Source organism: Nocardioides sp. dk884 (assembly GCF_009557055.1).
In the GTDB taxonomy this organism is placed as follows: domain Bacteria; phylum Actinomycetota; class Actinomycetes; order Propionibacteriales; family Nocardioidaceae; genus Nocardioides.
Genome location: NZ_CP045649.1, coordinates 3,130,437 through 3,154,828 on the forward strand (window position 1 = coordinate 3,130,437; position 24,392 = coordinate 3,154,828).

General features: G+C 73.6%; 23 protein-coding genes. 4 read left to right on the forward strand and 19 right to left on the reverse strand.

From position 1 onward, the window contains the following. Positions 1-69: 69 nt before the first annotated feature. The 8 genes from GFH29_RS15050 to ahcY all read right to left on the reverse strand — a co-directional run bounded on the left by GFH29_RS15050 (position 70) and on the right by ahcY (position 9,623). A complete protein-coding gene (locus GFH29_RS15050) occupies positions 70-1,290 on the reverse strand; it encodes a winged helix-turn-helix domain-containing protein (protein ID WP_153324618.1) in 1,221 nt (406 codons plus the stop codon). 6 nt (positions 1,291-1,296) lie between these two features. Next, on the reverse strand, positions 1,297-1,986 hold the full coding sequence (locus GFH29_RS15055) for a response regulator (protein WP_153324619.1): 690 nt from the start codon (positions 1,984-1,986) through the stop codon (positions 1,297-1,299). Positions 1,987-2,106: 120 nt separating this feature from the next. Further along, positions 2,107-2,727, reverse strand: a complete 621-nt coding sequence (hpf, locus tag GFH29_RS15060) for a ribosome hibernation-promoting factor, HPF/YfiA family (protein WP_153324620.1) — start codon at positions 2,725-2,727, stop codon at positions 2,107-2,109. Between the two features lie 435 nt (positions 2,728-3,162). Further along, complete coding sequence (locus tag GFH29_RS15065; RefSeq protein ID WP_228387524.1) at positions 3,163-3,879, reverse strand: ComF family protein; 717 nt, start codon at positions 3,877-3,879, stop codon at positions 3,163-3,165. 64 nt (positions 3,880-3,943) lie between these two features. Further along, positions 3,944-5,752 carry an LpqB family beta-propeller domain-containing protein gene (locus GFH29_RS15070; RefSeq protein ID WP_153324622.1) on the reverse strand — a complete coding sequence of 603 codons (1,809 nt, stop codon included), beginning with the start codon at positions 5,750-5,752 and terminating at the stop codon, positions 3,944-3,946. Further along, positions 5,749-7,389 carry an MtrAB system histidine kinase MtrB gene (gene mtrB, locus GFH29_RS15075; RefSeq protein ID WP_153324623.1) on the reverse strand — a complete coding sequence of 547 codons (1,641 nt, stop codon included), beginning with the start codon at positions 7,387-7,389 and terminating at the stop codon, positions 5,749-5,751. The genes GFH29_RS15070 and mtrB overlap by 4 nt, the downstream gene beginning before the upstream one ends. 9 nt (positions 7,390-7,398) lie before the next feature. Beyond that, positions 7,399-8,124, reverse strand: coding sequence for an MtrAB system response regulator MtrA (gene mtrA / locus GFH29_RS15080; RefSeq protein WP_153324624.1), 726 nt, complete (start codon positions 8,122-8,124; stop codon positions 7,399-7,401). A gap of 47 nt (positions 8,125-8,171) precedes the next feature. Continuing rightward, positions 8,172-9,623 (reverse strand): adenosylhomocysteinase, encoded by a 1,452-nt coding sequence (gene ahcY / locus GFH29_RS15085; RefSeq protein WP_153324625.1) that lies wholly within the window; start codon positions 9,621-9,623, stop codon positions 8,172-8,174. A gap of 265 nt (positions 9,624-9,888) precedes the next feature. Between ahcY and GFH29_RS15090 the strand changes: the two genes are divergently transcribed. After that, a complete protein-coding gene (locus tag GFH29_RS15090; protein WP_153324626.1) occupies positions 9,889-11,052 on the forward strand; it encodes an HNH endonuclease signature motif containing protein in 1,164 nt (387 codons plus the stop codon). Between the two features lie 112 nt (positions 11,053-11,164). Here GFH29_RS15090 and GFH29_RS15095 read toward each other — a convergent pair whose 3' ends face one another. The 8 genes from GFH29_RS15095 to GFH29_RS15130 all read right to left on the reverse strand — a co-directional run bounded on the left by GFH29_RS15095 (position 11,165) and on the right by GFH29_RS15130 (position 17,035). Then, positions 11,165-11,431 (reverse strand): hypothetical protein, encoded by a 267-nt coding sequence (locus GFH29_RS15095; protein ID WP_153324627.1) that lies wholly within the window; start codon positions 11,429-11,431, stop codon positions 11,165-11,167. Positions 11,432-11,490: 59 nt separating this feature from the next. After that, positions 11,491-11,862 carry a hypothetical protein gene (locus GFH29_RS15100; RefSeq protein ID WP_153324628.1) on the reverse strand — a complete coding sequence of 124 codons (372 nt, stop codon included), beginning with the start codon at positions 11,860-11,862 and terminating at the stop codon, positions 11,491-11,493. Between the two features lie 70 nt (positions 11,863-11,932). Next, positions 11,933-12,877, reverse strand: a complete 945-nt coding sequence (locus GFH29_RS15105) for a DUF808 domain-containing protein (protein ID WP_153324629.1) — start codon at positions 12,875-12,877, stop codon at positions 11,933-11,935. Further along, positions 12,874-14,010 (reverse strand): acyltransferase family protein, encoded by a 1,137-nt coding sequence (locus GFH29_RS15110; RefSeq protein ID WP_153324630.1) that lies wholly within the window; start codon positions 14,008-14,010, stop codon positions 12,874-12,876. Before GFH29_RS15110 ends, GFH29_RS15105 begins: the two co-directional genes overlap by 4 nt. Before the next feature lie 49 nt (positions 14,011-14,059). Then, positions 14,060-15,091, reverse strand: a complete 1,032-nt coding sequence (locus GFH29_RS15115) for an SIS domain-containing protein (RefSeq protein ID WP_153324631.1) — start codon at positions 15,089-15,091, stop codon at positions 14,060-14,062. A gap of 7 nt (positions 15,092-15,098) precedes the next feature. Then, positions 15,099-15,284 carry a Trm112 family protein gene (locus tag GFH29_RS15120; protein WP_153324632.1) on the reverse strand — a complete coding sequence of 62 codons (186 nt, stop codon included), beginning with the start codon at positions 15,282-15,284 and terminating at the stop codon, positions 15,099-15,101. Continuing rightward, positions 15,284-16,657, reverse strand: a complete 1,374-nt coding sequence (locus tag GFH29_RS15125; RefSeq protein WP_153324633.1) for a phosphomannomutase/phosphoglucomutase — start codon at positions 16,655-16,657, stop codon at positions 15,284-15,286. The genes GFH29_RS15120 and GFH29_RS15125 overlap by 1 nt, the downstream gene beginning before the upstream one ends. 18 nt (positions 16,658-16,675) lie before the next feature. After that, a complete protein-coding gene (locus tag GFH29_RS15130; RefSeq protein WP_153324634.1) occupies positions 16,676-17,035 on the reverse strand; it encodes a DUF3499 domain-containing protein in 360 nt (119 codons plus the stop codon). Positions 17,036-17,084: 49 nt separating this feature from the next. Between GFH29_RS15130 and GFH29_RS15135 the strand changes: the two genes are divergently transcribed. After that, positions 17,085-17,537, forward strand: coding sequence for a metallopeptidase family protein (locus tag GFH29_RS15135; RefSeq protein ID WP_228387525.1), 453 nt, complete (start codon positions 17,085-17,087; stop codon positions 17,535-17,537). Here GFH29_RS15135 and GFH29_RS15140 read toward each other — a convergent pair. The 3 genes from GFH29_RS15140 to GFH29_RS15150 all read right to left on the reverse strand — a co-directional run bounded on the left by GFH29_RS15140 (position 17,519) and on the right by GFH29_RS15150 (position 22,216). Then, positions 17,519-18,967, reverse strand: a complete 1,449-nt coding sequence (locus GFH29_RS15140) for a DUF5719 family protein (protein ID WP_153324635.1) — start codon at positions 18,965-18,967, stop codon at positions 17,519-17,521. The two genes, GFH29_RS15135 and GFH29_RS15140, sit on opposite strands and share 19 nt — an antisense overlap. After that, a complete protein-coding gene (locus GFH29_RS15145) occupies positions 18,964-21,858 on the reverse strand; it encodes a glycosyltransferase family 2 protein (protein ID WP_153324636.1) in 2,895 nt (964 codons plus the stop codon). The genes GFH29_RS15140 and GFH29_RS15145 overlap by 4 nt, the downstream gene beginning before the upstream one ends. A gap of 103 nt (positions 21,859-21,961) precedes the next feature. Then, positions 21,962-22,216: a WhiB family transcriptional regulator gene (locus GFH29_RS15150; protein ID WP_153324637.1), complete on the reverse strand. Its 255-nt coding sequence runs from the start codon at positions 22,214-22,216 to the stop codon at positions 21,962-21,964. A gap of 150 nt (positions 22,217-22,366) precedes the next feature. Between GFH29_RS15150 and cofD the strand changes: the two genes are divergently transcribed. Continuing rightward, positions 22,367-23,362 (forward strand): 2-phospho-L-lactate transferase, encoded by a 996-nt coding sequence (cofD, locus tag GFH29_RS15155; RefSeq protein WP_153324638.1) that lies wholly within the window; start codon positions 22,367-22,369, stop codon positions 23,360-23,362. Further along, positions 23,359-24,366, forward strand: a complete 1,008-nt coding sequence (gene cofE / locus GFH29_RS15160; RefSeq protein ID WP_228387526.1) for a coenzyme F420-0:L-glutamate ligase — start codon at positions 23,359-23,361, stop codon at positions 24,364-24,366. The genes cofD and cofE overlap by 4 nt, the downstream gene beginning before the upstream one ends. The last annotated feature ends 26 nt before the right edge of the window (positions 24,367-24,392 follow it).

Consider the following 24,392-nt stretch of genomic DNA (forward strand, 5'->3'; position numbering starts at 1 on the left):
GGTTGCGGCGCGCTGCGCCACTCTACCCAGCCGAGGTGAGCGTCCCTAACCATTCCGCCGGACTCGCGGTCACGATCCGCCCGACCCGCGCAGGGCCGTGGCCACCGCGACGGCGAGATCGCCGCGCGGAGCGACCGCCACCGGATCGGCCGCGTCGAGGCCCAGCCAGCCCGCCAGCACCCGCAGCTCGGCGGCCAGCTCGACGGCGGTGCGCGCCGGCGCACCGGGCTCGGCGTACGCCGCCTGGACCAGCAGCCGACCCGCCCGCCGGTCGGCCTTGAGGTCGACGCGGGCCACGAGCTCCTCGCCCAGCAGGAACGGCAGCACGTAGTAGCCGTGCACCCGCTGCGCGGCCGGCACGTAGATCTCGATGCGGTAGCGGAACCCGAAGAGCCGCTCGGTGCGCTCGCGCTCCCACACCAACGGGTCGAAGGGGCTCAGCAGCGCCCGCGCCTCCACCCGGCGCGGCAGCCGGGCGTCGCGGTGCAGGTACGCCGGGCGCCCCCAGCCCTCCACCCGCACCGGCTGCAGCTCTCCGTCCTCCACCAGCTCGGCCACCGCGGCGCGCGCATCGGCGACCGGCATCCGGTAGTAGTCGCGCAGGCACGGCAGCGTCGCCACGCCGTGGGAGCGCGCCGCGCGGCGCATCAGCTCGCGCGCCGCCTCGGCGCGCGAGGGCACCGGCGCGGCCAGCACGTGGGCGGGCAGGACCCGCTCGGGGAGGTCGTAGCGGACCTCGAAGGCGGGGTTGCGCCCGGCCACCGCCAGCTGGCCGCTCATGAACAGGTGGTCGAGCACCTTGCGGGTCTCCGACCAGTTCCAGCCCCAGTGCTCGCGGGTGCGCGGGCCGCCGCCCAGGATCGCGTCGATCTCCCGGGCCGTCGAGGGGCCGCGGGCGGCGACCTCGCGGCGTACGGCGTCCTCGAGGTCGTGGTCGGCGCCGAAGCCCCACTTGCCGCGCTGCTCGCGGTAGCCGGCCATCCGGTGCTGCATGTGCGGCCACAGCTCGACCGGCATCAGCGCCTGCACGTGGGCCCAGTACTCCACCAGCCGGCGCGGACGCTGCTCGGCGGCGCGGGTCAGCAAGGCGGTGTCGTAGGGCCCGATGCGGGAATAGACGGGCATCAGGTGGGCGCGCTGGAGCACGTTGACCGAGTCCACCTGGAGCACCCCGGTGCGGGCGACGGCCCGGGTGAGGGTGCGCATGGAGGGTGCCGCGTGCGCGGGATCGAGGAAGCCCTGGGCGGCGAGTGCGACCCGGCGGGCCTGGGCGGAGCTCAGCGAGTCCATCGGGAGTCAGGGCAGGTCGAGCAGCTTCTCCTTGACCGCGTACATCACGGCCTCCATGCGCGAGTGCAGCTGCAGCTTCTCCAAGATGTTGCGCACGTGGTTCTTCACGGTGTTCTCGGAGATGTAGAGCTCCTTGGCGATCTCGCGGTTGTTCATCCCCTTGGCGACCAGCCGGAGCACCTCGAGCTCGCGGTCGGTGAGCCGCAGCCCCGGGACCGGGTCGCGCTCGGGGCGCGACATCTGCTTGAACTCGTCGAGCAGCTTGACCGCCATCGAGGGGCTGATCAGCGACTGGCCGTCGGCGACCACGCGCACCGCCTGGGCGACCTCATCGATCGAGGAGTCCTTGAGCAGGTAGCCCGAGGCCCCGCTCTTGACCGCCTCGTAGAGGTCGCTCTCCTCGTCGGAGACGGTGAGCATGATGATCTTGGCCGACGGGACGGCGTTCTTGATGGCCTGGCAGGCCTCGATCCCGGACCGGCGGGGCATCCGCACGTCGAGCAGGACGACGTCGGGGGCCGTGGTGGCCGCCAGGTCGGTGCCCTCGAGCCCGTCGCCCGCCTCGCCCACGACCTCGATGCCTGACTCGATGGTCAGGAGCATCGTGAGTCCTCGGCGGAAGAGCTCCTGATCGTCGACCACCAGCACCCGCACCGGCTCCTGGCCGGTCACCGTTCCCGTCACAGTCCCCGTCATCTCGGCATCATGACATGCCACCGGGCGTTCTGACTGCCCCCGAACTGCCCATCTGTGCGGACACGACGGCGGGGTGGCCCGATCCGGGCCACCCCGCCGCACGGTCGGTCTCGGTGCTGCTCAGCCCTCTTCGACGTCGAGGGAGATCACGCCGTAGTCGTAGCCGCGGCGGCGGTAGACCACCGAGGGGCGGTCGCTCTCCTTGTCGACGAACAGGTAGAAGTCGTGGCCCACGAGCTCCATCTCGTAGAGCGCTTGGTCGAGGGTCATCGGGGTGGCCGGGTGGGTCTTCTCCCGGACCACCAGCGGACCGTCACCGGTGACCGTGATCGGCCCGACCTTCCGCTCGGCCGGATCGGCGGCCTCGGGCTCCTCGGGCTCAACGGTCGGCATGGCCGCGAGCGCCTGGCCCACGGATGCGGGCGCCTTCGCGCCGCGGTGCACGCGGCGACGGTCGGCCGCCTTGCGCATCTGCGAGGCCATCTTGTCCAGCGCCAGGTCGAGCGCCGCCATCTTGTCGGCGGCGGCGGCCTCGGCACGGATGACCGGGCCCTTGGAGAACGCGGTCAGCTCGAGCCGGACGCCCTGTTCCTGCTGGCGGCGGTTCGGCTCACAGTCCACCTCGACATGCATGCGCATGATCCGGTGGTCGTGCTTCTCCAACCGGGCCAGCTTGTCCTCGCAGTGCTCCCGGAATCGATCCGAGATCTCGCAGTTGCGTCCAGTGACCACAACTTCCATGTGAACCTCCCGTTGCACAGTTGGTTGCCTTCATCGAGACCCGACCCTCCTGCGGGCAGGCCGGGACGCCGGCCGCACGGCGGACGTCCCGGAGCGGGTCGGGGAGGGTGGAGTCCGCCCGGCCGACCTGGTCTTCGTCCCCACAATCGCCTGCTGAGACGTTCGCAGCTTCTCTGCCACTACTGGCCTTCTCCCGGGGCACGCCGCATCTGACGGCGCGAACGGGGCAGGACTTACTTCTAAGCCGCACCGTGATCGTCCGTCCTCGCGGACGGACTTACGTGGACCGTTTCGCCTGCGACTGGCATCGGCTTGTCGGGGACACACAGGTGTGCCGCCGACGCAACCACGGACCCGGGCGGACTCCATGACTAGACGGTAGTCAGTCCGGGGGTCGCACAAAAGGAGGGGGGTCCCTCCGGCCGGGTGGTCTCACTAGGTGGTCACACCGACGCCCGGAAACCGGCGCCGGGTGGCTGCCACGACGGCCACCCCGACCACCGCCAGACCGACCGACTCCAGCGCCCGCTGGGCCTCCCGGGCGCTCGAGCCGGTGGTCAGCACGTCGTCGCACACGACCACGCGCGCGCTCGGGGTGCGCAGCGCCAGCCGGCGCAGCCCGGTGCTCGGGCAGGCCATCGAGCCGGCCAGGTTGGCCGCCCGCTCCGAGGCGCCGAGGCCCGACTGGTCCACGACCCCGGGGCGGGAGACCAGCAGCCGCGCCGCGAGCGCGGCGTACCCCTGGCGCCGCAGGCGGGCGGCCGCCCCGGCGGTCATGGCGTACGTCGGGTCGTGGCCGCGGCTGCGCACGCTCGCGCGCCGCGAGGGCACCGGCACCAGCACCAGCGCCCCGGGGCTCACGGGATCGCCGAGCCCCGCCGCGGCGGCGACAGCGGTCGCCAGCAGTCCGGCCAGTGGACGGCCCAGCGCGAGCATCCGGCGCTCCTTGTGGCCCACGACCAGCGCGCGGAGCAGGTCCTCGTAGGCGCCGGTCGCCCACGGCGTCACCAGCCCGGGCGGCACGGGGCTGGGCCACGCGGGGTGGGCGGAGCCGGGCAGGGTGTCGCGGCAGCCGAGGCACAGCAGTCGTCCGGGCCGTGCGCAGCCCACGCAGGCGCTGCCGAGCAGCAGGTCGCTCACCGCGTCGCGCACCCGCCCAGCCCAGCACCGGGACGGGCGGCCGGGCAAGCACCGGGCGCGCGGTTGTGGACCGATCTCAGCCCACGTAACCCAGGTCGCTCACCTCGGGATCGATCGTGAGCGTGCGCGCGATGGCGCCGGAGATGTCGATCGCCTCGTCGTCGCCGGTGACCACGAACATCCCGGGTCCCACGCCCGGCGAGCCGGCGATGCTCAGCACCCGCCCCTCCAGGGTGGCGACGCTGTCGATGCTCGAGGCGGCGCCGTCCACGGACACGGTGCGGACCTCCCACAGCTGTCCGGCCACCCGGGTGAGCGCCGCGACGCGGGCCGGGCTCTCCCACGCGATGTCGCGGATGCGCGGTGAGGAGTCGGGGTCCATCCGGATCAGCCGCGCCCGGGTGCCGCCCAACGGCGTGCCCTGCTCGTCGTGGCGCAGCCGGCTCACCGCGAGCACGTCGGCCCGGCCGCGTCGTACGACGGCCACCAGGCGCGAGGAGTCCCGCGAGACGAGGAAGGAGGAGACGTCGGCGCCGGTGATCCCCGGCACCACGACCTCACGCACCCGGCCACCCGCGACCTGCCGCACCCGGGCGCCCGAGGACGTCCGGTCGATCAGCCAGAGCCGGCCGGCGAAGTCCCAGACGGGGTCGAGCAGGTCCTCACCGTCCGACACCAGGGTCCGCACCGAGGCGACCGTGTCGGACCCCTCCCCCTCCTCGGGGTCGCCGGGCTCCTCGGCCTCGTCCTGCTCGCCCTCGCTCACCGGGGCGGACAGCGCCCGGGTGCCGTCGGCGGTGACGGCGGCGGCGGTGCGGGCATCCAGGTCCACCGACACGCCGCGCAGCCGGTAGTCGGTGACACCGAAGGGCCCGGTCACCGGTCCCAGTGCATCCGGGAGCCCCGAGACCAGCCGGCCCGCGTCCAGCCCGAAGACCGCGGCGCTCGCGCGGTAGCCGGCCGGGTCGAACTCGGCGCCGGACTCCACGGAGAACACGGTGTCGCCGTTGGGCAGCTGCACCGGGACGTCGCCGACGCGCAGTCGGAACGCCTCGATCCCCGGCACCTGACGCAGGGTCCAGGCCAGCTGGGTGACGAGCCGGGTGAGCGACTCGGGCGCCGGGCGCCCGGCGGCGCCGACCAGCGCGATGTCGGCGACCCCGTCGGCGACCGGGACGGAGAGCCCCGCATCGAGCCCGGCGGGCACGAAGCTGCGCATCACCTGCTTCAGCCCGGGTGCCGGGCCGGCGAGGAGACCGTCGACCAGGGTCGTCGCCAGCTCCTCGCCGCCGGGGACGAAGACCGGCTCCGGGACGAGGATCTGCGCGGTCGGGTCGAAGTAGTAGAGCGCGACGCTGCGGAAGCGCTGCTGGAAGAACTGCTCGGAGACGATCATCGCGTTCGGCGCGCGGGCGATGCGCCACTCGCCGTTCTCGATGACCACCTCGAAGTCCAGGCCCCGGCGTGCCGGGCCCAGCGAGCCGCGCCAGGCGCCGCGAGAGTCGTAGATGTCGCCGCCCGCGGGCAGCTCCACCTGCAGGCGCGAGCCGTTCCCGACCGGCGCGCCGCGCTCGACGTAGGTGATCGTGGCCCGCTCCGGGCTCCAGGACGCCTGGGCGTCCTGGGTGAGGAACTGGCGCGCGGAGTTGGCCTGGATCGGCGCGGCCATCATCGCGTCGAGGAACCCCCGCACGACCTCCGAGGGAGTCGCGTCGGGCTGCGGCGGGAGCGGGTCGTAGGTGTAGCCCTCCCCCTCGGCGCCCACCCCGACCTCCTCGCTCTGCACGATCGGGCCGTCCTCGGGCATCTGCACGCAGGCGCTCGCCGAGGTGACCGCCAGGAGCGCGGCGAGGACCGCGGCGCCGCGTCGTACCCACTCCGTCATCGGGCCACCTCCGGGTTGGCTCGGGCGTCGGCGGGGACCAGCGGCAGCGGGCTGCGGGTGAGCGTCTGGCCGGTGTGGCGCGGCAGCGTGAGCCGGAACTGTGCGCCCTCCCCCGGACGCCCCCACGCCTGCAGCCACCCGCCGTGCAGGTGCGCGTCCTCCAGGGAGATGGACAGCCCGAGGCCGGTCCCGCCGCTGCTGCGGGCGCGCGCGGGGTCGGCGCGCCAGAACCGGTTGAACACCAGCGCCGACTCCCCCGGCGCCAGGCCGACGCCGTGGTCGCGCACCGTGATCGCGGCGGCGTGGTCGTCGCCGGCGACCTCGACCACGATCTCGTCGCCGCTGCCCGCGGTGTCGGCGTGGTCGATGGCGTTGGTGACCAGGTTGCGCACGATCCGCTCGATGCGGCGGATGTCGGCCTCGGCCAGGCACGGGTGGTCCGGCGCGCGGACGACGACGCGCACGTCTCGCTGCTCGGCCAGCGGCCGGGTCGCGTCGACCACCCGGTGGGCGATGTCGACGAGGTTGACGTCGTCGGCGTCGAGCACCGCCGCGCCGGCGTCGAACCTGCTGATCTCGAGCAGGTCGACCAGCAGCGTCTCGAAGCGGTCGAGCTCGTTCTGCAGCAGCTCGGCGGCACGCCGCGTCGTGGGGTCGAAGCTGTCGCGGGCGTCGTAGAGGACGTCGCCGGCCATCCGCACGGTCGTCAGCGGCGTACGCAGCTCGTGGGAGACGTCGGAGACGAAGCGGTGCTGCACCCGGCTGAGCTCCTCGAGCTGACGGATCTGGCGCTGCAGGTTGCTGGCCATCTGGTTGAACGACGTCGCCAGCCGGGCCAGGTCGTCCTGACCCGTGACCCGGAGGCGCTCCTGCAGGCGACCCGCGGCCAGCCGCTCGGCGACCTCGCGTGCCATCCGGATCGGGCTGACGACCTGCCGGGTGACCAGCCAGGTGACGCCGGCGACCAGGACCAGCAGCAGGCCGGCCGCGGTCAGCAGGGCGCGGGTGACCAGCCCGAGGGTCTCGCGCTGCTCGTCCAGGGGGAAGAGGAAGTAGAGGGTGTAGGTGCCGCCGTCGGCGACGAGGGTCACCTGGGAGCCGACGACGATGCCGGGCTCCTCGTCGACGACGTTGTCGTCGTCGTCGACGGTGCGGATGGTGGTGTAGGTCCACGCGGTGCCGGCGCGCTCGGAGAAGTGGTCCTCCAGCGATCCCGGCACGCTCGAGCGGTCCAGGCCGGGTGAGGAGCGTGCCCCGCCGTCGGAGATCCGGCCGGTGTTCTCGCCCAGGGGCCCGGCCAGCACGACCGCGAAGTCGCGGGCGACGCCGCGCGCGATGATCGGCTCGACCAGCTCCGCCTGCTGCGAGGTCGCGTCGGCGTTGGTGCCCGGCACCGCCTCGAGGCGGTTGCGTGCCTCCAGCATCTCGTTGCCGACCTCGGCCACGACCGCGTCGACGCGGTTGTCCAGCAGCCCGTCACGGGTCTGCTGGAGCAGCACCCACCCGACGATGCTGACCGCCACCGCGGTCAGCGCGAGCGTGCTGGCCACCACCCGGGCCTGGATCGAGCGGCGCCAGAAGGTGAGTGCGCGGCGGATCCCTGCCAGGACGGTGCGAGGGGCTCGGACCCGAAGCACGCCGGCCTGCTACTGACCGGCCTTGTACCCGACGCCCCGCACGGTGAGGACGACCTCGGGGTTCTCGGGGTCGTGCTCGACCTTGGAGCGCAGGCGCTGGACGTGCACGTTGACCAGGCGGGTGTCGGCGGCGTGGCGATAGCCCCACACCTGCTCGAGCAGCACCTCGCGGGTGAAGACCTGCCACGGCTTGCGGGCCAGGCAGACGAGGAGGTCGAACTCCAGCGGGGTGAGGTTGAGCTGCTGACCGTCGCGGGTGACCGCATGGCCGGCGACGTCGATGACCAGGTCGCCGATGGTCAGCGACTCGTGGCCGGCGGTGCTGTCGTGGCGGCGTACGCGCGCCCGGATGCGCGCGATCAGCTCCTTGGGCTTGAAGGGCTTCACGACGTAGTCGTCGGCACCGGACTCCAGCCCGACGACCACGTCGACGGTGTCGCTCTTGGCGGTGAGCATCACGATCGGCACGCCGGACTCGGCGCGGATCTCCTTGCACACGTCGATGCCGTCCTTGCCGGGCAGCATCAGGTCCAGCAGCACCAGGTCGGGCCGGTAGTCACGGAACTCGGCGAGCGCGAGGTCGCCGCGCGTGCACATGCGGCTGTCGAAACCCTCCTGGCGAAGCACGATCGTCAGCATCTCCGCCAGGGCCGCGTCATCGTCGACGACGAGGACGCGGCCCTTGGTGGTGTAGTCGCTGGGCACGTGGGCAGCACTCCCGGCGGACTGGCTCATGGGCTCAATCCTGCCACTAGTCGCTCACGTGGCCTGATCCGTACCGCTCAGTAGCGGTACTGCTCCGACTTGTACGGCCCCGCCGGGTCGACGCCGAGGTAGGAGGCCTGGCGGTCCGAGAGCGTCGTCAGCTTCACGCCGAGGGCGCCGAGGTGGAGCCGGGCGACCTCCTCGTCGAGGTGCTTGGGCAGCACGTAGACGCCGACCGGGTACTCCTCGGGCTTGGTGAAGAGCTCGATCTGGGCGAGCACCTGGTTGGTGAAGGAGTTCGACATGACGAACGACGGGTGGCCGGTCGCGTTGCCGAGGTTCATCAGCCGACCCTCGGACAGCACGATGATCGCGTTGCCCTCGCCCTCGGGGAACGTCCACAGGTCGACCTGCGGCTTCACGTTCTTGCGCACGACGCCCGGGTAGGCCTCGAGGCCGGCCATGTCGATCTCGTTGTCGAAGTGGCCGATGTTGGCGAGGATCGCGTTCTGCTTCATGCGACGCATCTGGTCGATCGACACCACGTCGCGGTTGCCGGTCGCGGTGATGATGATGTCGGCGGTCTCCACGACGTCGTCGAGGGTCGTGACCTGGTAGCCGTCCATCGCCGCCTGGAGCGCGCAGATGGGGTCGATCTCGGTGACGATGACGCGCGCACCCTGGCCGCGCAGCGACTCCGCGCAGCCCTTGCCGACGTCGCCGTACCCGCAGACGACGGCGACCTTGCCGCCGATGAGCACGTCGGTGGCGCGGTTGAGGCCGTCGACGAGGCTGTGGCGGCAGCCGTACTTGTTGTCGAACTTGGACTTGGTGACCGAGTCGTTGACGTTGATGGCCGGGAAGAGCAGCGTGCCCTCGCGCATCATGTCGTAGAGACGCAGCACGCCGGTGGTGGTCTCCTCGGTGACGCCCTGGATCGCCGCGGCGATCTGGGTCCAGCGGTCCGAGCTCTCGGCGAGCGAGGCCTGGAGCGCCTCGAAGATGATCCGCTCCTCGACGCTGCTGGCGCTCGCCGGGTCGGGGGCCTGACCGGTCTTCTCGGCCTCGACGCCGAGGTGGACGAAGAGGCTCGCGTCGCCGCCGTCGTCGAGGATCATGTTCGCGAAGCGGGGCTCACCGTCGGGGCCGGCGGGCCAGCGCAGGATCTGCTGGGCGCACCACCAGTACTCCTCCAGGGTCTCGCCCTTCCAGGCGAAGACCGGCACGCCGCGCGGGTCCTCGGGGGTGCCCTCTGGGCCGACCGCGATCGCGGCGGCGGCGTGGTCCTGGGTGGAGAAGATGTTGCACGAGGCCCAGCGCACCTCGGCGCCCAGCGCGACCAGCGTCTCGATGAGCACGGCCGTCTGGATGGTCATGTGCAGCGAGCCCGCGATACGCGCGCCACGCAGCGGCTGCGCGTCGGCGTACCGCTCGCGCATCGCCATGAGGCCCGGCATCTCGTGCTCGGCGAGCAGGATCTCCGTGCGTCCGAAGTCTGCCAGGCTGAGGTCGGCGACCTTGTAGTCCATCGCGTGCTCCTGAAGGTTGGGTGCGCGGGTCTCGACAGGCTAGGCCGCGCCCCGCACCGATCGGGAATCCTCGCCGAACCCTGGCCCATTCGGGTGAGGTCGGCCGGCGGCCGTCGGCCGGGGGCGTCGAGACCAGTGGCGCTGTTCCCTCGGCCGAGGCTGTCGAGACCAAGGCCGACGGCACCCCCCCCCCGTCACTGAAGTCTTTACCTTCCAGTCTCGCGCGACTTCTGCTCCTCGAACACATGTTCGAGTAGAATGAGGCATGGCCTCCCCCGAACTCCCCGACTGCGACACCCCAGCCGCCGTGCTGGCGTTCGCACAGCGCCGCCGGGCTGCCGCCCAGCGGGCGGAGATCGACGTCGTGGAGGCCGCTCTAGGCATGTCCACCGATGCGGCCAGGTCGCTGGTCGGCGACGCACTGGAGCTCGCGCATCGCCTCAAGCGCACCTGGAAGCTGGTCCGCGCCGGCAAGGTCCCGCTGTGGAAGGCCCGGCGACTCGCGCAGCTGACCACCACCCTGCCCCTCGACGGGGCCGACTCCGTGGACCGCCAGCTCGCCGCCTTCGCGGGAAAGATCAGCTGGGCCGGGATCGAGCGGCTCGTCGACCAGTCCCGACTCGCCTTCGACCCCGAGGGTGCGGAGAAGCAGCGCCGGGAGGCTGCCGACGGGCGCCGCTTCGACGTCCACACCGACCAGGCCACCCACCACGGCACCGCCCACGTCGAAGGCATCCTCGACCTCGCCGACGCGATCGACCTCGACACCGCAATCTCCCAGGGCCCGGAGGAGCTCGCCGCCCTCGGCTCCGCCGAGGCATTCGACGTACGCCGCTCGATGGCCGCCGGCGAGCTTGCCCGGCGCCAACTGGCCTTCGACCTCCGGGCTGAGGCTAGCGACGGAGCCGCACCCGTGGTCAAGGCTCGCCAGGTCGTCATCCACGTCCACCTCTCGCACGCCGCGATCAGCCGTAACGAGGCCGGCATCGCCCACGTCGAGGAGACCCGGTCGATCGTGCCGACCGATCAGGTCCGCGACTGGTGCAGCGGCGAAGGCCAGGTGGTCATCAAGCCGGTCATCGACCTCGAGGCCCACCACCACACCGACGCCTACGCGATCCCCGACCGGCTCGTCGAGCAGACTCGTCTCGCCCAGCCGGTCTGCGCGTTTCCCTGGTGCGATCGGCGCGCCCGGCGCTGCGACACCGACCACGTCGTCGCCCACGGCACAGACCCGAGCGGCGGCCCGACCTGCTCCTGCAATCTGGCGCCGTTGTGCCGGCGACATCACCGGGCCAAGACCCACACTGGGTGGACCTACGACAAGACCGACGCCGCGACGTACCTCTGGCGCTCGCCCCACGGCCTGCACCTGATCAAGGACGCTGGCACCACGCGCCTCGTCACCGCGAACCCGCTGGACGAGTAGATCCACCGCACCGGACCCCGCCCGCACCCCGCCGGCGGGGCCACACCCCCTGCCTGGGTCTCGACAGGCTCGACCCACGGCCGGGCCTTGTCTACGACACGTTCACCGGGGCTCAGCCCGCACCGGCGGGTGGTCCCGCGCGGCGACCGGGGGCGAGGACGAAAAGGCCGATGATGGCACCGACGATCGGAAGCAGCAGCGCGAGCACGATCACCACGAGGCCGACCGTCGTGGTGCAGCGTCGCCGGCGGATCTGCACGATCGCCAGGACCACCGTCGCCACGGTGAGCACGAGGGAGATCAGCGACGCGACCACGACGGTGATCTCGAGGGCGGAGGGCACCGCCGCGTCGAGCTCGGTGCTGAGCAAGGACACCATGGACCGACGCTAACGGCCCCCACCACGTCGCGCACCGGATCCGGCCCGCCGGCCTCGCCTCACGCGCCGGCGTCGACGCGCTGCCAGCCCTCGGGGAGCTCCTCGTCGTCGGGGTAGCAGTCGGGCTCACCGCCCGAGCCGGCCTCGGCCGGGACCACCTGCACCCAGCCCCAGCGGTCCTCGCACTGCAGGGGCCGGTTGCCGAGGGGGTCCCAGTGTGCGCCCGCGGGCAGCTCACGACCCTCGACCTCGCAGAACGAGCCCGGTTCGTCGTCCCACAGCACCGGGGCCTCGCCGTCCTTGCACTGCCACTCATCGATCAGCGGCGTGCCGCTGATCGCGAGGTAGGCCGCGAAGGCGCCGACCGAGAGCGCGGTGAGGGCGAGCAGGCCGCCGAGGATCGAGAGGGTGAGGACAAGAGGCTTCTTCATGTGCCCATCCTCGACGCCCCGGCTGCCGGAACGCATCGGTACGCGTACTCAGTCGTCGGGCCGGTCGGATTCAGTGCGCCGCCGGCTTCTTCGAACGCGACGGCAGCAGGTGCACGACCGCCACCACGACCGCGCCGACGACGATCCCGAAGACCGCGGAGCAAGCCGTGTTGACCAGCCAGCCCAGGACGGCGCCGATGCCGGACACCGCGTGGTGGACGTCCTCCTCGAGGTGGTGCACGAACTCGTACGGCGGGTGCCAGCCGAGGTCGTCGAGACCGACGAGCAGGATGTGCCCGCCGACCCACAGCATCGCGACGGTGCCGACGATGGAGATCACCGAGAGCAGCATCGGCATCCCGCGGACGAGCCCACGACCCACGGACTGGGCCAGGGCGGAGCGGCGCTGCGCCAGGTGCAGGCCGACGTCGTCCATCTTCACGATGAGCGCGACCACGCCGTACACGACGGCCGTGATCGCGAACGCGACCACGAGCAGGATGATCAGCCGCGACCAGAACCCCTCCGCCGCCACCTCGTTGAGCGAGATCACCATGATCTCCGCCGAGAGGATCAGGTCGGTGCGGATCGCACCGGACACCATCGTCTCCTCGGCGTCCTGCCCGGCGACCGCGGCCGGCGCTGCGTGATGGTCGTGACCGCGCACCCAGCCCCAGACCTTCTCCGCGCCCTCGAAGGCCAGGTAGGTGCCGCCGAGCATCAGGATCGGGGTGAGCAGCCAGGGCAGGAACTGGCTGAGCAGCAGTGCCACCGGCAAGATGAACAGGATCTTGTTGCGGATCGAGCCGATCGCGATCCGCTTGATGATCGGCAGCTCGCGCTCGGCGGCGACGCCGTGCACGTACTGCGGGGTGACCGCGGTGTCGTCGACGACCACGCCGGCGGCCTTCATGGTGGCGCGTCCGGCGGCGGCGCCGACGTCGTCGACGGACGCGGCGGCCATCCGGGCCAGCACCGCGACGTCGTCGAGGAGCGCGAAAAGCCCGCCGCTCACGATCGGCGGTCCGGGTTTCGGCGGGCGGCGAGGTCCTCATCGTGCATGGGCCGAACAGTAGCGCCGTCCGGGAGGACCGCCTCCAGCACCGCCTCCGCGATGACGTCGGCGTCCTGACGGGCGGCGGTGGCGTCGAGGGCGCGGTCCACCTGCCGCTGCGCCGAGGCGAACGGGTCGACGGCGTGGTTGAGCAACGCCGCCACCGGGCGCCAGGCGAGGAGGAAGGCCACGGCGACCGCCGCGAGCGTTGTGACGGTCATCGCCACGGCGGGACCGGGGAAGGCCACCTCGCCCCAGCCGGCGTAGTCCGCGCCCTTCACGGCGAACCCGTGGAAGAGGTAGACCACCAGCGACCAGGCGCCCATCTGCGCGAACCAGCCACCACCGCGCGGCACCAGCGCGAAGAACGCCCAGGCGCCCAGCGTGCCGATCACCAGCAGCAGGGCGCGGGTGAGGGTCGCCTCGACGGTGGTGTCGGCGACGTCGTCGTACAGCGAGCGGTAGTAGAACCACTCCGTGCTCGCCCAGGAGTCGGTCCACCGGGTCGCGACCAGGATCGCGAGCAGCACGAGGACCCCGCACACCCGCGCCCACCGCTGGCGCAGCAGCTCGAGGCGCTCGGGGTTCGCCTTGAGCCCCATCACGAAGAACGGCAGCAGCCCGAGCACCCGGGCGATGTCCAAGGTGTCCCCCGCCCAGTTGCCGGCCAGGAGACTGATCGCCACCGCCACCACCAGGCCGCCGCGCAGGTCGACGAAGACCGGGGTCAGCAGCCGCCAGAAGAAGAGCGCGGCGAGGTACCACATCGGCCAGTGCGGGTCGCGGAAGAGGTTCTCCATCTCCTCTCCCCCGACGTGGATGCGGAAGAGCGCGATCGCGCACTCGAACACGACGTAGGGCACCGCGACCGTGCGCACCAGCTGCCACAGCCGGCGCCGCTCCCAGGTGAAGGAGCGCGAGAGGTAGCCGGTGACGAAGACGAACGCCGGCACGTGCCAGGCGTAGAGGAAGTCGTAGAGGTGGTCGCGCAGCGGCGACGGCTCGAGCAGCACCCAGGCGTGCCCGACGACCACGAGGGTCACCAGCGCCATCTTCGCGTTGTCGAACCACGGGTCGCGTGCAGGTGGACTCACAGCGGTCGGTGCATCCCTCACCGTGGCTCGGTACCCGGGCCCCGGGCGACTAGTCCTCGACCAGGCCCAGGCGCAGGTACTCCGCGGCGTACGTGCCGCTCAGCAGCAAGGAGGCATAGCGTGCCACCTCGCTGGGTGCCTCGGTTGTCAGCGTCTCGACGCGTACGCCGCGGGCCGCCGCCGCGGCGAGCAGACGGGCGCGCTGCTCCAGGACGGCCGGCTCCTCGGTCCCGTCGTCGAGCACCAGCAGCGTGGGGTGCCGGTCGACGCCGGCCCCGTCGACCGGGTCGGCGAAGACGTCGCGCTGGCGGGCCGCCTCGATCACCGGGAGCAGGTGCTCGGCGTCACCGGCGAGCGCGGTGCGTCCGCTGGTGCGGCGGATCGACTCCGCCACGCGGCGCGCGGCACGGGCCGCCAGCACCGAGCCGCCCCACACGAGGGGGCTGGAGTCGGCCAGCGCGATCGCGAGCATCTTGGCCGGGTTGACGGCGAGGTCGCGGTGCGGCGAGCAGGCGATCGCGACCTCGTCCAAGGCGCTCGCGACCTGCTCGGCGTCGGTGCGCGGGCCCAAGGAGACGCCGTCGAGGTAGGTCAGCATCACCACCGCGGTGGCGAGCTGGTCGCTGGTGGTCGTCGGCAGGACCGTGGTCCAGCGCCCGGCCGCGTGCTCGGCGACGAGCGACCCGGGCCGGGTGGCGACCACCGTCTGGCAGCCGCGACGGGCGGCCTCGGCGACTGCGGAGGCGCTCCCGGAGTCCGACCCCTCGGGGCACAGCACGACGACCAGGTCGAGGCTCCCGGCCCAGCCCGGCAGCGCCGGCCCCGGCCAGGCCACGAACGGCACCGGGCACCACGGCTCGAGCACGGCGCGCAGCAGCCGCGAGTCCGGGCCGGCGGCGATCACCGCACGTGGACGGGACTGCTCCGAGCTGCGCTGGACCGCCTCGGCGACGGCCGAGGCCGCGTCTCCGGCCTCGCGGCGCACCCGTGCCCCGGTCTCGGCCAGGGTGCGCAGCCGCAGGTCGGCGGCGCCCAGCGCGATCTCGTCGTCCAGGCGGGACTCGTCGAACCAGGTCGCCATGACGGGCTCAGGCCGGCTTGCGGGCTTCGTCGACGAGCAGGACCGGGATGCCGTCGCGGACCGGGTAGACCAGGCCGCACTCGCCGCGGCAGGCCAGCTCCAGGTCGGCGTCGGTGGTGACCTGCTCCAGGTCGCCGTGGCAGCCCGGGCACACCACGATGGCGAGCAGGGCGGGGTCGAGGGAGGTGCTCATCAGTTGCTCCGGATCTTCGCGAGGACCTCGTCGCGGACTGCGGTCATCGTCGCGAGGTCCTTGCCCTCGGCGTTCAGGCGCAGCAGCGGCTCGGTGTTGGACGGCCGGACGTTGAACGTCCAGTCGGGGTGGGTGACGCTCAGACCGTCGAGACGGTCGGTGCTGACCTGGTCGAGGCCGGCGTACTCGGCCTCGAGCGCGGCGATCACCGCGGCCTGGTCGGCGACCGTAGAGTTGATCTCCCCGCTGAGCGGGTAGCGCTCGTAGGCCGCGAGCAGCTGCGACAGGGTCTGGTCGGTCCCGGCCAGCGCCGCCAGGGTGTGCAGCGCGGCGAGCATGCCGGAGTCGGCACGCCAGAAGTCGCGGAAGTAGAAGTGGCCGCTGTGCTCGCCACCGAAGATCGCGTCGGTCTCGGCCATCCGCGCCTTGATGAAGGAGTGCCCGACGCGGGTGCGGACCGGCGTGCCACCGAGCTCGGTGACGATCTCGGGCACCGAGCGGCTGGTGATCACGTTGTGGATCACCGTGGCGCCCGGCTCCTTGGCCAGCTCGCGGGCCGCGATCAGCGCGGTCAGCGTGGACGGCGAGACCGCCTCGCCGCGCTCGTCGACGAGGAAGCAGCGGTCGGCGTCGCCGTCGAAGGCCAGGCCGACGTCGGCGCCCTCGGCGAGCACCCGGGCCTGCAGGTCACGCAGGTTCTCGGCCTCGATCGGGTTGGCCTCGTGGTTCGGGAAGGTGCCGTCGAGCTCGAAGTACATGGGCACGACCTCGAGCAGGTCGCCCAGGCCTCCGAGCACGGCGGGCGCGGTGTGCCCGGCCATGCCGTTGCCGGCGTCGACGACGACCTTGAGCCGGCGCCCGGTGACCGGTGCCAGGGTGAGCAGGTGCTCGGCGTAGGCGCTCAGCACGTCCTGCTCGGTGATGGTGCCGGGGATCGTGCCGGCGGCCGGTCCGGCCCCGGACAGCACCCGGTCGCGGATCTCCGCGAGGCCGGTGTCCAGGCCGACCGGCTGGGCGTGGGAGCGGCACAGCTTGATGCCGTTGTACTGCGCGGGGTTGTGGCTCGCGGTGAACATCGCGCCGGGGTGCCCGAGGTGGCCGGAGGCGAAGTAGAGCTGGTCGGTGGAGGCCAGACCGATCTTGATCACGTCGGCTCCGGCCGCGGCCGCGCCCTCGGCGAACGCCGCGGCCATGCCCGGCGAGCTGGGGCGCATGTCGTGGCCGACCACGACGGTGCTGGCTCCCACCACCTCGACGAACGCCTGGCCCGTCGCGCGGGCGAGCCGCTCGTCGAGCTGGTCGGGCACGGTGCCACGCACGTCGTACGCCTTGAAGATGGCGTGCACGGACTGCGGGTCGAGGGTGTCGGCCATGCGCCAGACCCTAGTGCCTCAGTCGTTGCTGAGGACGCGGAGGTGGCCCCGACGGGTCACCTCGCGTCCGGTCTCCTGCGCGGGCGCGGGTCGCTGCGGCGGCAGCGGACGCGCTGCCTCGCGGACCGCGTCGGCCAGGGCGAGCAGGTCGTCCTCGGTGGGACCCTGCGCTGCGGGGTCCGGCGCCAGGCGCAGCACCTCCCACCCACGAGGCGCCGACAGCCGTTCGCTGTGCACGTCGCACAGGTCGTAGGCGTGCGGCTCGGCGTAGGTCGCAAGCGGACCCAGCACGGCCGTCTGGTCGGCGTAGACGTAGGTAAGGGTGTTGACCGCCGAGCGAGCGCAGGCGGTGCGCGAACAACGACGGCGGGAACTCACAGGCCTCAACCTACCGCCCGGGTCGGACGGATCGGGCTAGGCTCGCGGCGTGGATGAGCGGACTCTTCCGGAGAGGTCCGCGCGGCCGCGGCGCCGGGACCGGCGCGGGCGCGGGATGCGTGGCCCGGGAGTGCTTCCCGTCACTCCCGGACGCCCGGCGCTGCGCACCGGCCGCGAGCGTTTCGACGCGATCGCGCTGAGCGTGGTGGCCGACGTCGAGCGGCGCTGGCAGGACCGCCTCGGCCCGATCGAGTACGCCGTGGAGGACGCACCCGACGTCCCCGACGACTGGGACGGCGCCGGCGTACCGCTGTCCGCGCTGGTGCGCGGCACCGGTGGCGACCCGACCCGACTGGTGCTGTTCCGCCGACCCATCGAGCACCGCTGCGAGGGCCGCGACGAGCTGGAGGCGCTCGTGCTCACGCTCGTGGTGGAGCAGCTCGCCGAGCTGCTCGGGCTCGACCCGGCCGAGGTCGACCCGCGCTACGACCCCGGCGACTGAGCCCCGGCCTGCTCCGGCAGACCGGGTCGTACGTCGGGGACCAGCCCGGCGCGCACGAGCGGGGAGAACCCCGCGATCGCGGTCCCGTCGCCGCTGACGACCACCGCGGCCAGCACCGAGGTGCCGCGCGGGGCGACGCTGACGAACGCCGCGGCGTCCGGCAGGCCGACGCTCGCGCCGCGGTCGCGCTCGACCTCCACGGTCCGCGCCGCCAGCTGGCGGCCGCGGTCGTCGCGCACGACGACGCGCACGCTGCCGGTCGCCTCCGCGTCGGCCAGCAGCAGCCGGGTGGCGCCGCGCGGCACCAGCACCGCACTCGGGTCTGCGATCCGCTCGAGCGGCACCGCGTGGGTGAGGTCGCCGTCGACGGCCTGGCGCAGCGAGGCGGTGACCGGCGCGGAGGAGTCGAGCTCCAGGCCGATGGCGCCCTCGGCCGCGTCGGAGGCCAGCAGCGCACCGACGGAGACCCGCACGACCGACTGCGGCGGCACCCGCACGTCGTCGAGGTCGCGCGGGGCGAAGGTGGACTCGGGGGTCACCAGCCGGATGCTCGTCACGGCCTCGCTCTCGCCGGGGTTGGCCAGCACGAGGGTGCGGGAGCCGTCGCCGCCGGCGAGCCCGAGCAGGGTGCTGCGGCGCTGCGGCGAGTCCTGGCCGGGCAGCCAGTCGCGGACCGCGGCCTCGGAGCCGATCCGGTCGACCACGTCGAGCACGGAGGCCGAGACCCGGCCGCGGGTGGTCACCACCCGCACGGCGAGGTCGTCGGTGCGCGGCAGCAGCTTCGCCAGGTCCAGGCGCACCCGGTCCCCGCCGGGGACGACCACGCCGAGGAGCTGGTCGGCCTCGATCGGCCCGTCGGAGCCCAGCACCGAGACGTCCGCGACCGCACGGCCGCCGCCGGGGTTGATCAGCTCGAGCACCGAGGAGTGCTCCGGCCCCGCGCCCACGCCGGTGAACCAGGTCTCGGCGCTGGGGCTCGCGCACTGCGCGGCCCCGAGCGGCGAGCCGCCGACGCGGCCGGCCACCAGCCCGGGGGCCAGCTCGCCGTCGGCACGGACCGTCACCGGGGCGCGGGAGGTGTCGATGCCGATGCTCTCGGGGCCGACCTCGACGTTCTCGGCGTCGGCGCCGCGGCCGACGCGCACCTCGCCCGTCGCCTCGCCGTCGGTCGCGACCAGGACCCGGTCGCCGTCCTTGCGCCCCTCGGGGCAGCCGAGGGCGGCCGTGCGGAGCGTGGTCTCCTTGGGGGCGCCGAGGTCGGCGACCTCCTGCTCGGCGCCGCCGAGCAGCAGGAGGGACCCGGTGAGGACGGGCGCGAGCACCGCGAGCACGGCAGTGACCTCGAGGCGGCCGCGCCGCGTCGCGCTGCGTCGGCCAGTGGGTCGGCCAGTGGGTCGGCCAGTGGGCTGGCCGGTGGACGGGTGGCTCATGAACGCCTCCGGTTGGTCGTCGGGGCACACAGGACGAGCACCCACAGCAGGGCGACGCCCTGCACCACCAGCAGCGCGACGCGCAGCCAGGACGTGGGCCCGGCCACCGCGTCGGCGCGGAGCGGCCGGTCGACCTGCCAGGCCCGGGTGGTGCGGTCCTCCGCGCTGGCGGCGAGCAGGCCGCCGGTCGCGTCCAGCGAGGCCGCCACGTCGCCGTCGGCGGGCGCGGGCAGCACGACGTACTCGATGCCGCGGTCGGCCAGGTCGGTGACCAGCTCGGGGGTCGGGCTGGAGGCCAGCTCGCGCACCGCGTCGGTGAGGCCGGCGTCCTCGGGGCTCAGGTCGAGGATCTCGTCCTCGCCCAGGGTCACCCCGTCACCGCGGCGTACCTCGTAGGTGAGGCCGTCCTCCACGGTCCCGCGCACGACCAGGATGCCGTGCTCGGGCCCGGTCTCCGCGCTCTGCAGCATGTACGCCGGGATGCCGCCGGCCGGGTCCTCGTCGAGGTGGGCGTCGCCGCCGGCGACGAACCAGGCGAGACCGGCCGCCGGGACGACCGCCGCGACCGCGGCGAGCACCGCGATCGCGCCGCGGGCGACCGGGGCGGCGCCCTGCGGCCCGGCGACACGGGCCAGGAAGCCCTGGGCGCCGATCACCGCCGCCACGACGAACGAGCCCTGCAGCAGCACGAGCAGGAAGCCGGTGCCGGGGCTGACGGTGACCGCGGCCAGGTCGAGCGACACCGCGCCCAGCGCCGCGGCGACGGCGGCGGTCACCACCGCCACCAGCCAGCACACCAGCACCGGCACCCGGGTGGCACGCGGGACGAGGGCGAGCACCGCGAGGACGGCGGGCACCAGGCCGAGGGCCAGCGGGGCGCCGAGGTCGGCGAAGCGGCCGGCGAGCAGCCCGATCCCCTCGACCGTGGCGCCGGGCAGGCGGCCGACGTCCAGCAGCAGCCCCTCGGCGGCGGACTCCAGGACCGCCGGGATCCACCACGGGGCGAGCAGCAGCGGCACCAGGGCGACGGCGGTCGCGGGCGGGCCCCAGACCGAGCGCTCGCGCACCGCCGAACGCACGACGAGGGCGGCGGCGCCCAGCACGACCAGGCCCACGGCCACGGTCACCAGCCAGGCGACGGGGGTGAAGGCGGAGATCAGGGCGAGCAGCACGCCGGTGCGCCACGCGGCGCGCCAGCGGCGCTGCGGTGCGGGATCGGCGAAGCCGAGCGCGGCGTGGGCCAGCCACGGCAGCGTGGCGGCGGACACGACGACACCGAGGCGCCCGTCGCCCCAGGCCCCGCTCGTCACCGGCACCAGGGCGTACGTCGTGGCGCCGAGCAGCACCAGCCAGCGCGAGGCGCCCGCCGGCGAGATCAGCCGGCCGACGACGCGCAGGAAGCGCCAGGCACCCCACAGCGCGACCGGCACGGCGAGCACCATCACCACCGTCACGGCCGCCTTCGCGCTGCCGAGCAGCAGGGTGGCGAGCAGCGCCAAGGCCACGACGTAGGCGGGGGTCGGCACCGCGGTGCCCGAGCCGATCTCGTGCCAGCTCGACAGGTAGAGCCGCCACCACTCCCCGGCCCCCGAGGGCACCGGGGAGAGCCCGCCGCCGACGAGGGTGCCGAAGGCCGCGCGCGCGCCGACCAGCGCGAGCAGCACGAAGGCGGAGAGGAGCAGGGCGACCGGGTTGGTGACGAACCGCGCCACGATCCCGGAGTCGGCCTCCAGGGTGTCCTCGTCGTAGGAGTCGCTGGGCGTGGGCCGCCGGGCGGCGAAGGAGGACGGGTCGGCCTCGGCGGCGGCGAGGCGGCGCCGCTCGGCGACGTCGGAGGCCTGGAGGCTCAGCGCCGAGACCAGGTCGCCGAGGAAGTCCAGGCCGTGGCGGTAGGGCAGCCAGCGCGGCGCGAGCAGCTCGCGCACGTCGACCGGCGGGCCGTCGCGCTGCTCGCGGCGGCGGCGCCGGGCGGCCCGCACCTCGCCGGGGTGGGTGTAGACCGAGATCAGGGCGGCCAGCTCGTCGAGCGACTCGCCGACCGCGCGCACCAGCAGGAACCCGAGCACCCGCAGCAACGTGCCGAGGGCCAGGCGCACCGTGCGGAACGGCAGCGAGCGGGCGGGCGCGTTCGCCAGCAGCGTGAACAGCGCGGCGCGGCGCTCCTGGTAGTGGGTGTGGCGCCCGGTGAGCGGCGTACGACGCAGGCCGCGGTGGGCGGCCTCGGCATGGAAGACGACCGCCTGCGGCACCACGATCGTGCGGTGCCCGGCCTCCGCGGCGCGCCAGCCGAGGTCGATGTCGTTGCCGAACAGCGGGAGCGCCTCGTCCAGGCCGCCGAGGGACTCCAAGACGCGGCGGCGCACCAGCATCCCGGCGGTGTTGACCGCCAGCACGGTGCGGACCCGGTCGTGCTGGCCCTGGTCGTACTCGCCACGCTCCAGCCCGGTCTCGCGGCGACCGGTGGCCGAGATCGTCACCCCGAGCTCGAGCAGGCGGCGCAGCGAGGGCCACTCGCGCAGCTTGGGGCCGAGCAGGTCGGCGCCGGGATCGGCCTCCGCGGCCGCGAGCAGCGCGGCCAGGCAGCCGGGGTCGGGGTTGGCGTCGTCGTGCAGCAGCCAGACCCACTCCGGGTCCAGGCCGGCCTCGGCGACGGCGTCGAGGCCGAGGCGTACGGCCGCCGGGAAGGAGGTCGTGCCGGGGGCCCGCAGCACCTGCGCGACACCCGGAGCGTCCTCGAGCAGCGCGACGCTCGAGTCCTTGCTGCCGGTGTCGACGGCGAGCGCGTGGTCGACCGGGTGGGTCTGCGCGGCGAGGCCCTGGAGCACCGCCGGGAGCCAGCGTTCGCCGTCGTGACTCACGAGCAGGGCGACGACAGACTGGGGAGCGGACACGGCGCCCCACCCTAGACCCGGGGTCGGAGGGCGGGCGAAAATGCGAGAGGGCCCCGGCCTTTGACGACCGGGGCTCCCTCTCGGCGGATTCAGCTGCCGTCGCTCAGACGGCCTGCTTCTTCAGCTTGCGACGCTCCCGCTCGGAGAGGCCGCCCCAGATGCCGAAGCGCTCGTCGTTCTCGAGCGCCGACTCCAGGCAGTCCTGGCGGACCTCGCACGTCAGGCAGACCTTCTTGGCCTCCCGCGTCGAGCCGCCCTTCTCAGGGAAGAACGCCTCCGGATCGGTCTGTGCGCAGAGCGCGCGCTCCTGCCATCCCGCATCCTCGGCGTTGCTCTCGAGGAGAAAGAGTTCTCTCACGGCACTCGCCCTTTCGACCCGGTTGTGCACTGTCCCGTTCAGTGACTAACACTGAGGGAATTACATGCCTGTCGTACACCGGAAGTCAAGCGCGGATCTGGTATGACCCCCACCGGTCCACACGGGTCGGCGAACGGGCAGAGTAGGCGCATGCAGAAGATCACGGTGCTGTCCGGAGGCATGGGCGGCGCACGATTCCTCCAGGGCCTTCTCCACGGCGTCGCGACCGGCGCGCTGCCCGGGATCGCGCCCGACGCGGAGGTCACCGTCGTGGCCAACACCGCCGATGACATCTGGGTGCACGGCCTGAAGGTCTGCCCGGACCTCGACACCGTGATGTACACCCTCGGCGACGGCATCGACCTGGAGCGCGGCTGGGGCCGGCGCGAGGAGACCTGGAGCGTCAAGGACGACCTCGCGGCGTACGGCGTGGAGCCGACCTGGTTCGGCCTGGGCGACCGCGACGTGGCCACCCACCTGGTGCGCACCCAGATGCTGGACGCCGGGTTCCCGCTCTCGGCGGTGACCCAGGCGCTGTGCCGGCGCTGGCAGCCCGGCGTCACCTTGCTGCCGATGTCCGATGACCGGGTCGAGACCCATGTCGTGGTCGCCGACCCCGACTCCCCCAGCGGCCGCGCCGTGCTGCACTTCCAGGAGTACTGGATCCGGCTGCGCGCCAGCGTCCCCGCGCTCGACCTGGTCTTCGTCGGCATGGACAGCTGTACGCCGGCCCCCGGTGTCGTCGAGGCGATCCGCGACGCCGACCTGGTGCTGCTCCCGCCGTCGAACCCCGTGGTGAGCATCGGCACGATCCTCGGCGTCCCCGGCATCCGCGAGACGCTGCGCGCGACCTCGGCCCCCGTCGTGGGCCTGTCCCCCATCGTCGGCGGCGGGCACGTGCGCGGCATGGCCGACCAGATGCTCGCCGCGATCGGCGTGGAGGTCAGCGCCGAGGCCGTCGGTCGCCACTACGGCGCCCGCTCGGCCGGCGGCGTCCTCGACGGCTGGCTGGTCGACGAGCGTGACGCCGCCGCCCTCCCCGCCCTGCAGGAGGCCGGCCTCGCGGCGCGCGCCGTACCCCTGATGATGAGCGACGTCGACGCCACCGCCGCCATGGCCGCGGCGGCGGTGGAGCTCGTCCGGTGACGCTGCCCGACCAGCCGCCCCGCCCGGGCGGCCGGGTCACGGCGTACGCCCCCGACGACCTGCCCGAGGTGCGCGCCGGCGACGACCTCCTCGCCCTGCTGCTCCCGCTGGTCGACCTGGCGGACGGCGACGTCCTGGTGGTGACCAGCAAGGTCATCAGCAAGGCCGAGGGCCGGGTCCGCACCGGTGACCGCGACGAGGCGCTGGCCGGCGAGACCGCGCGCGTGGTCGCGCGACGCGGGCCGACGACCATCGTGCGCACCCACCACGGCCTGACCATGGCTGCCGCCGGCATCGACGCCTCGAACGTCGAGCTCGGCTCGATCGTGCTGCTCCCCGAGGACCCTGACGCCTCCGCCCGCGCGCTGCGGGCCGCGGTCCGCGCGCGCACCGGACGCAACGTCGGCGTCGTCGTCACCGACACCGCCGGCCGTGCCTGGCGCGAGGGCCAGACCGACATCGCGGTCGGTGCCGCCGGCCTGGTGGTCGCCGAGAGCTTCGCCGGACGTCACGACGCGCACGGCAACCCGCTCGCGGTCACCGCACCGGCCGTCGCCGACGAGATCGCCGGCCTCGCCGAGCTGGCCCAGGGCAAGCTCGGCGGGCGCCCGGTCGCCGTCGTGCGCGGGCGCGCCGACCTGGTGCTCCCGGTGGGTGAGGACGGTCCGGGCGCCGCTGCGCTGATCCGCCCCGAGGGCGGCGACCTGTTCGGGTACGGCGCGCGCGAGGCCGTCGTACGCGCCCTGCGCGGCGACCCCGGCGACCAGCTCCCGTTCGGCTCGCCGGTCTCCCCCGAGGAGCTCGCCGCGGCCATCGAGGAGGTGCTCGGCGCCCGCGCCGACGCCCGGGCCGAGGCGGACTCGGTGCTGGTGCACGACGCCGTCGTCGGGCCGGTGCTCGCGGCGCTCGTCTTCGCCCACGGGTGGCGCGTCGAGGACACCCCGGTCCGGTCGACCTCGGGCGAACCGCGTGGTCTGGCCCGACTGCGCCCCGCCGGTCCGTAGACTGCCCACGGCGTCCGCGCCCCATC

Bases quoted from the DNA above. Each gene is read 5' to 3' on its own strand.
- GFH29_RS15055 (WP_153324619.1), bottom strand. From the start codon at position 1,986: ATGACGGGGACTGTGACGGGAACGGTGACCGGCCAGGAGCCGGTGCGG.
- GFH29_RS15070 (WP_153324622.1), bottom strand. From the start codon at position 5,752: ATGACGGAGTGGGTACGACGCGGCGCCGCGGTCCTCGCCGCGCTCCTG.
- cofD (WP_153324638.1), top strand. From the start codon at position 22,367: ATGCAGAAGATCACGGTGCTGTCCGGAGGCATGGGCGGCGCACGATTC.
- hpf (WP_153324620.1), bottom strand. From the start codon at position 2,727: ATGGAAGTTGTGGTCACTGGACGCAACTGCGAGATCTCGGATCGATTC.
- GFH29_RS15125 (WP_153324633.1), bottom strand. From the start codon at position 16,657: ATGGCCGACACCCTCGACCCGCAGTCCGTGCACGCCATCTTCAAGGCG.
- GFH29_RS15090 (WP_153324626.1), top strand. From the start codon at position 9,889: ATGGCCTCCCCCGAACTCCCCGACTGCGACACCCCAGCCGCCGTGCTG.
- GFH29_RS15100 (WP_153324628.1), bottom strand. From the start codon at position 11,862: ATGAAGAAGCCTCTTGTCCTCACCCTCTCGATCCTCGGCGGCCTGCTC.
- GFH29_RS15120 (WP_153324632.1), bottom strand. From the start codon at position 15,284: ATGAGCACCTCCCTCGACCCCGCCCTGCTCGCCATCGTGGTGTGCCCG.
- ahcY (WP_153324625.1), bottom strand. From the start codon at position 9,623: ATGGACTACAAGGTCGCCGACCTCAGCCTGGCAGACTTCGGACGCACG.
- mtrA (WP_153324624.1), bottom strand. From the start codon at position 8,124: ATGAGCCAGTCCGCCGGGAGTGCTGCCCACGTGCCCAGCGACTACACC.
- GFH29_RS15140 (WP_153324635.1), bottom strand. From the start codon at position 18,967: ATGAGCCACCCGTCCACCGGCCAGCCCACTGGCCGACCCACTGGCCGA.
- GFH29_RS15050 (WP_153324618.1), bottom strand. From the start codon at position 1,290: ATGGACTCGCTGAGCTCCGCCCAGGCCCGCCGGGTCGCACTCGCCGCC.
- GFH29_RS15115 (WP_153324631.1), bottom strand. From the start codon at position 15,091: ATGGCGACCTGGTTCGACGAGTCCCGCCTGGACGACGAGATCGCGCTG.
- GFH29_RS15095 (WP_153324627.1), bottom strand. From the start codon at position 11,431: ATGGTGTCCTTGCTCAGCACCGAGCTCGACGCGGCGGTGCCCTCCGCC.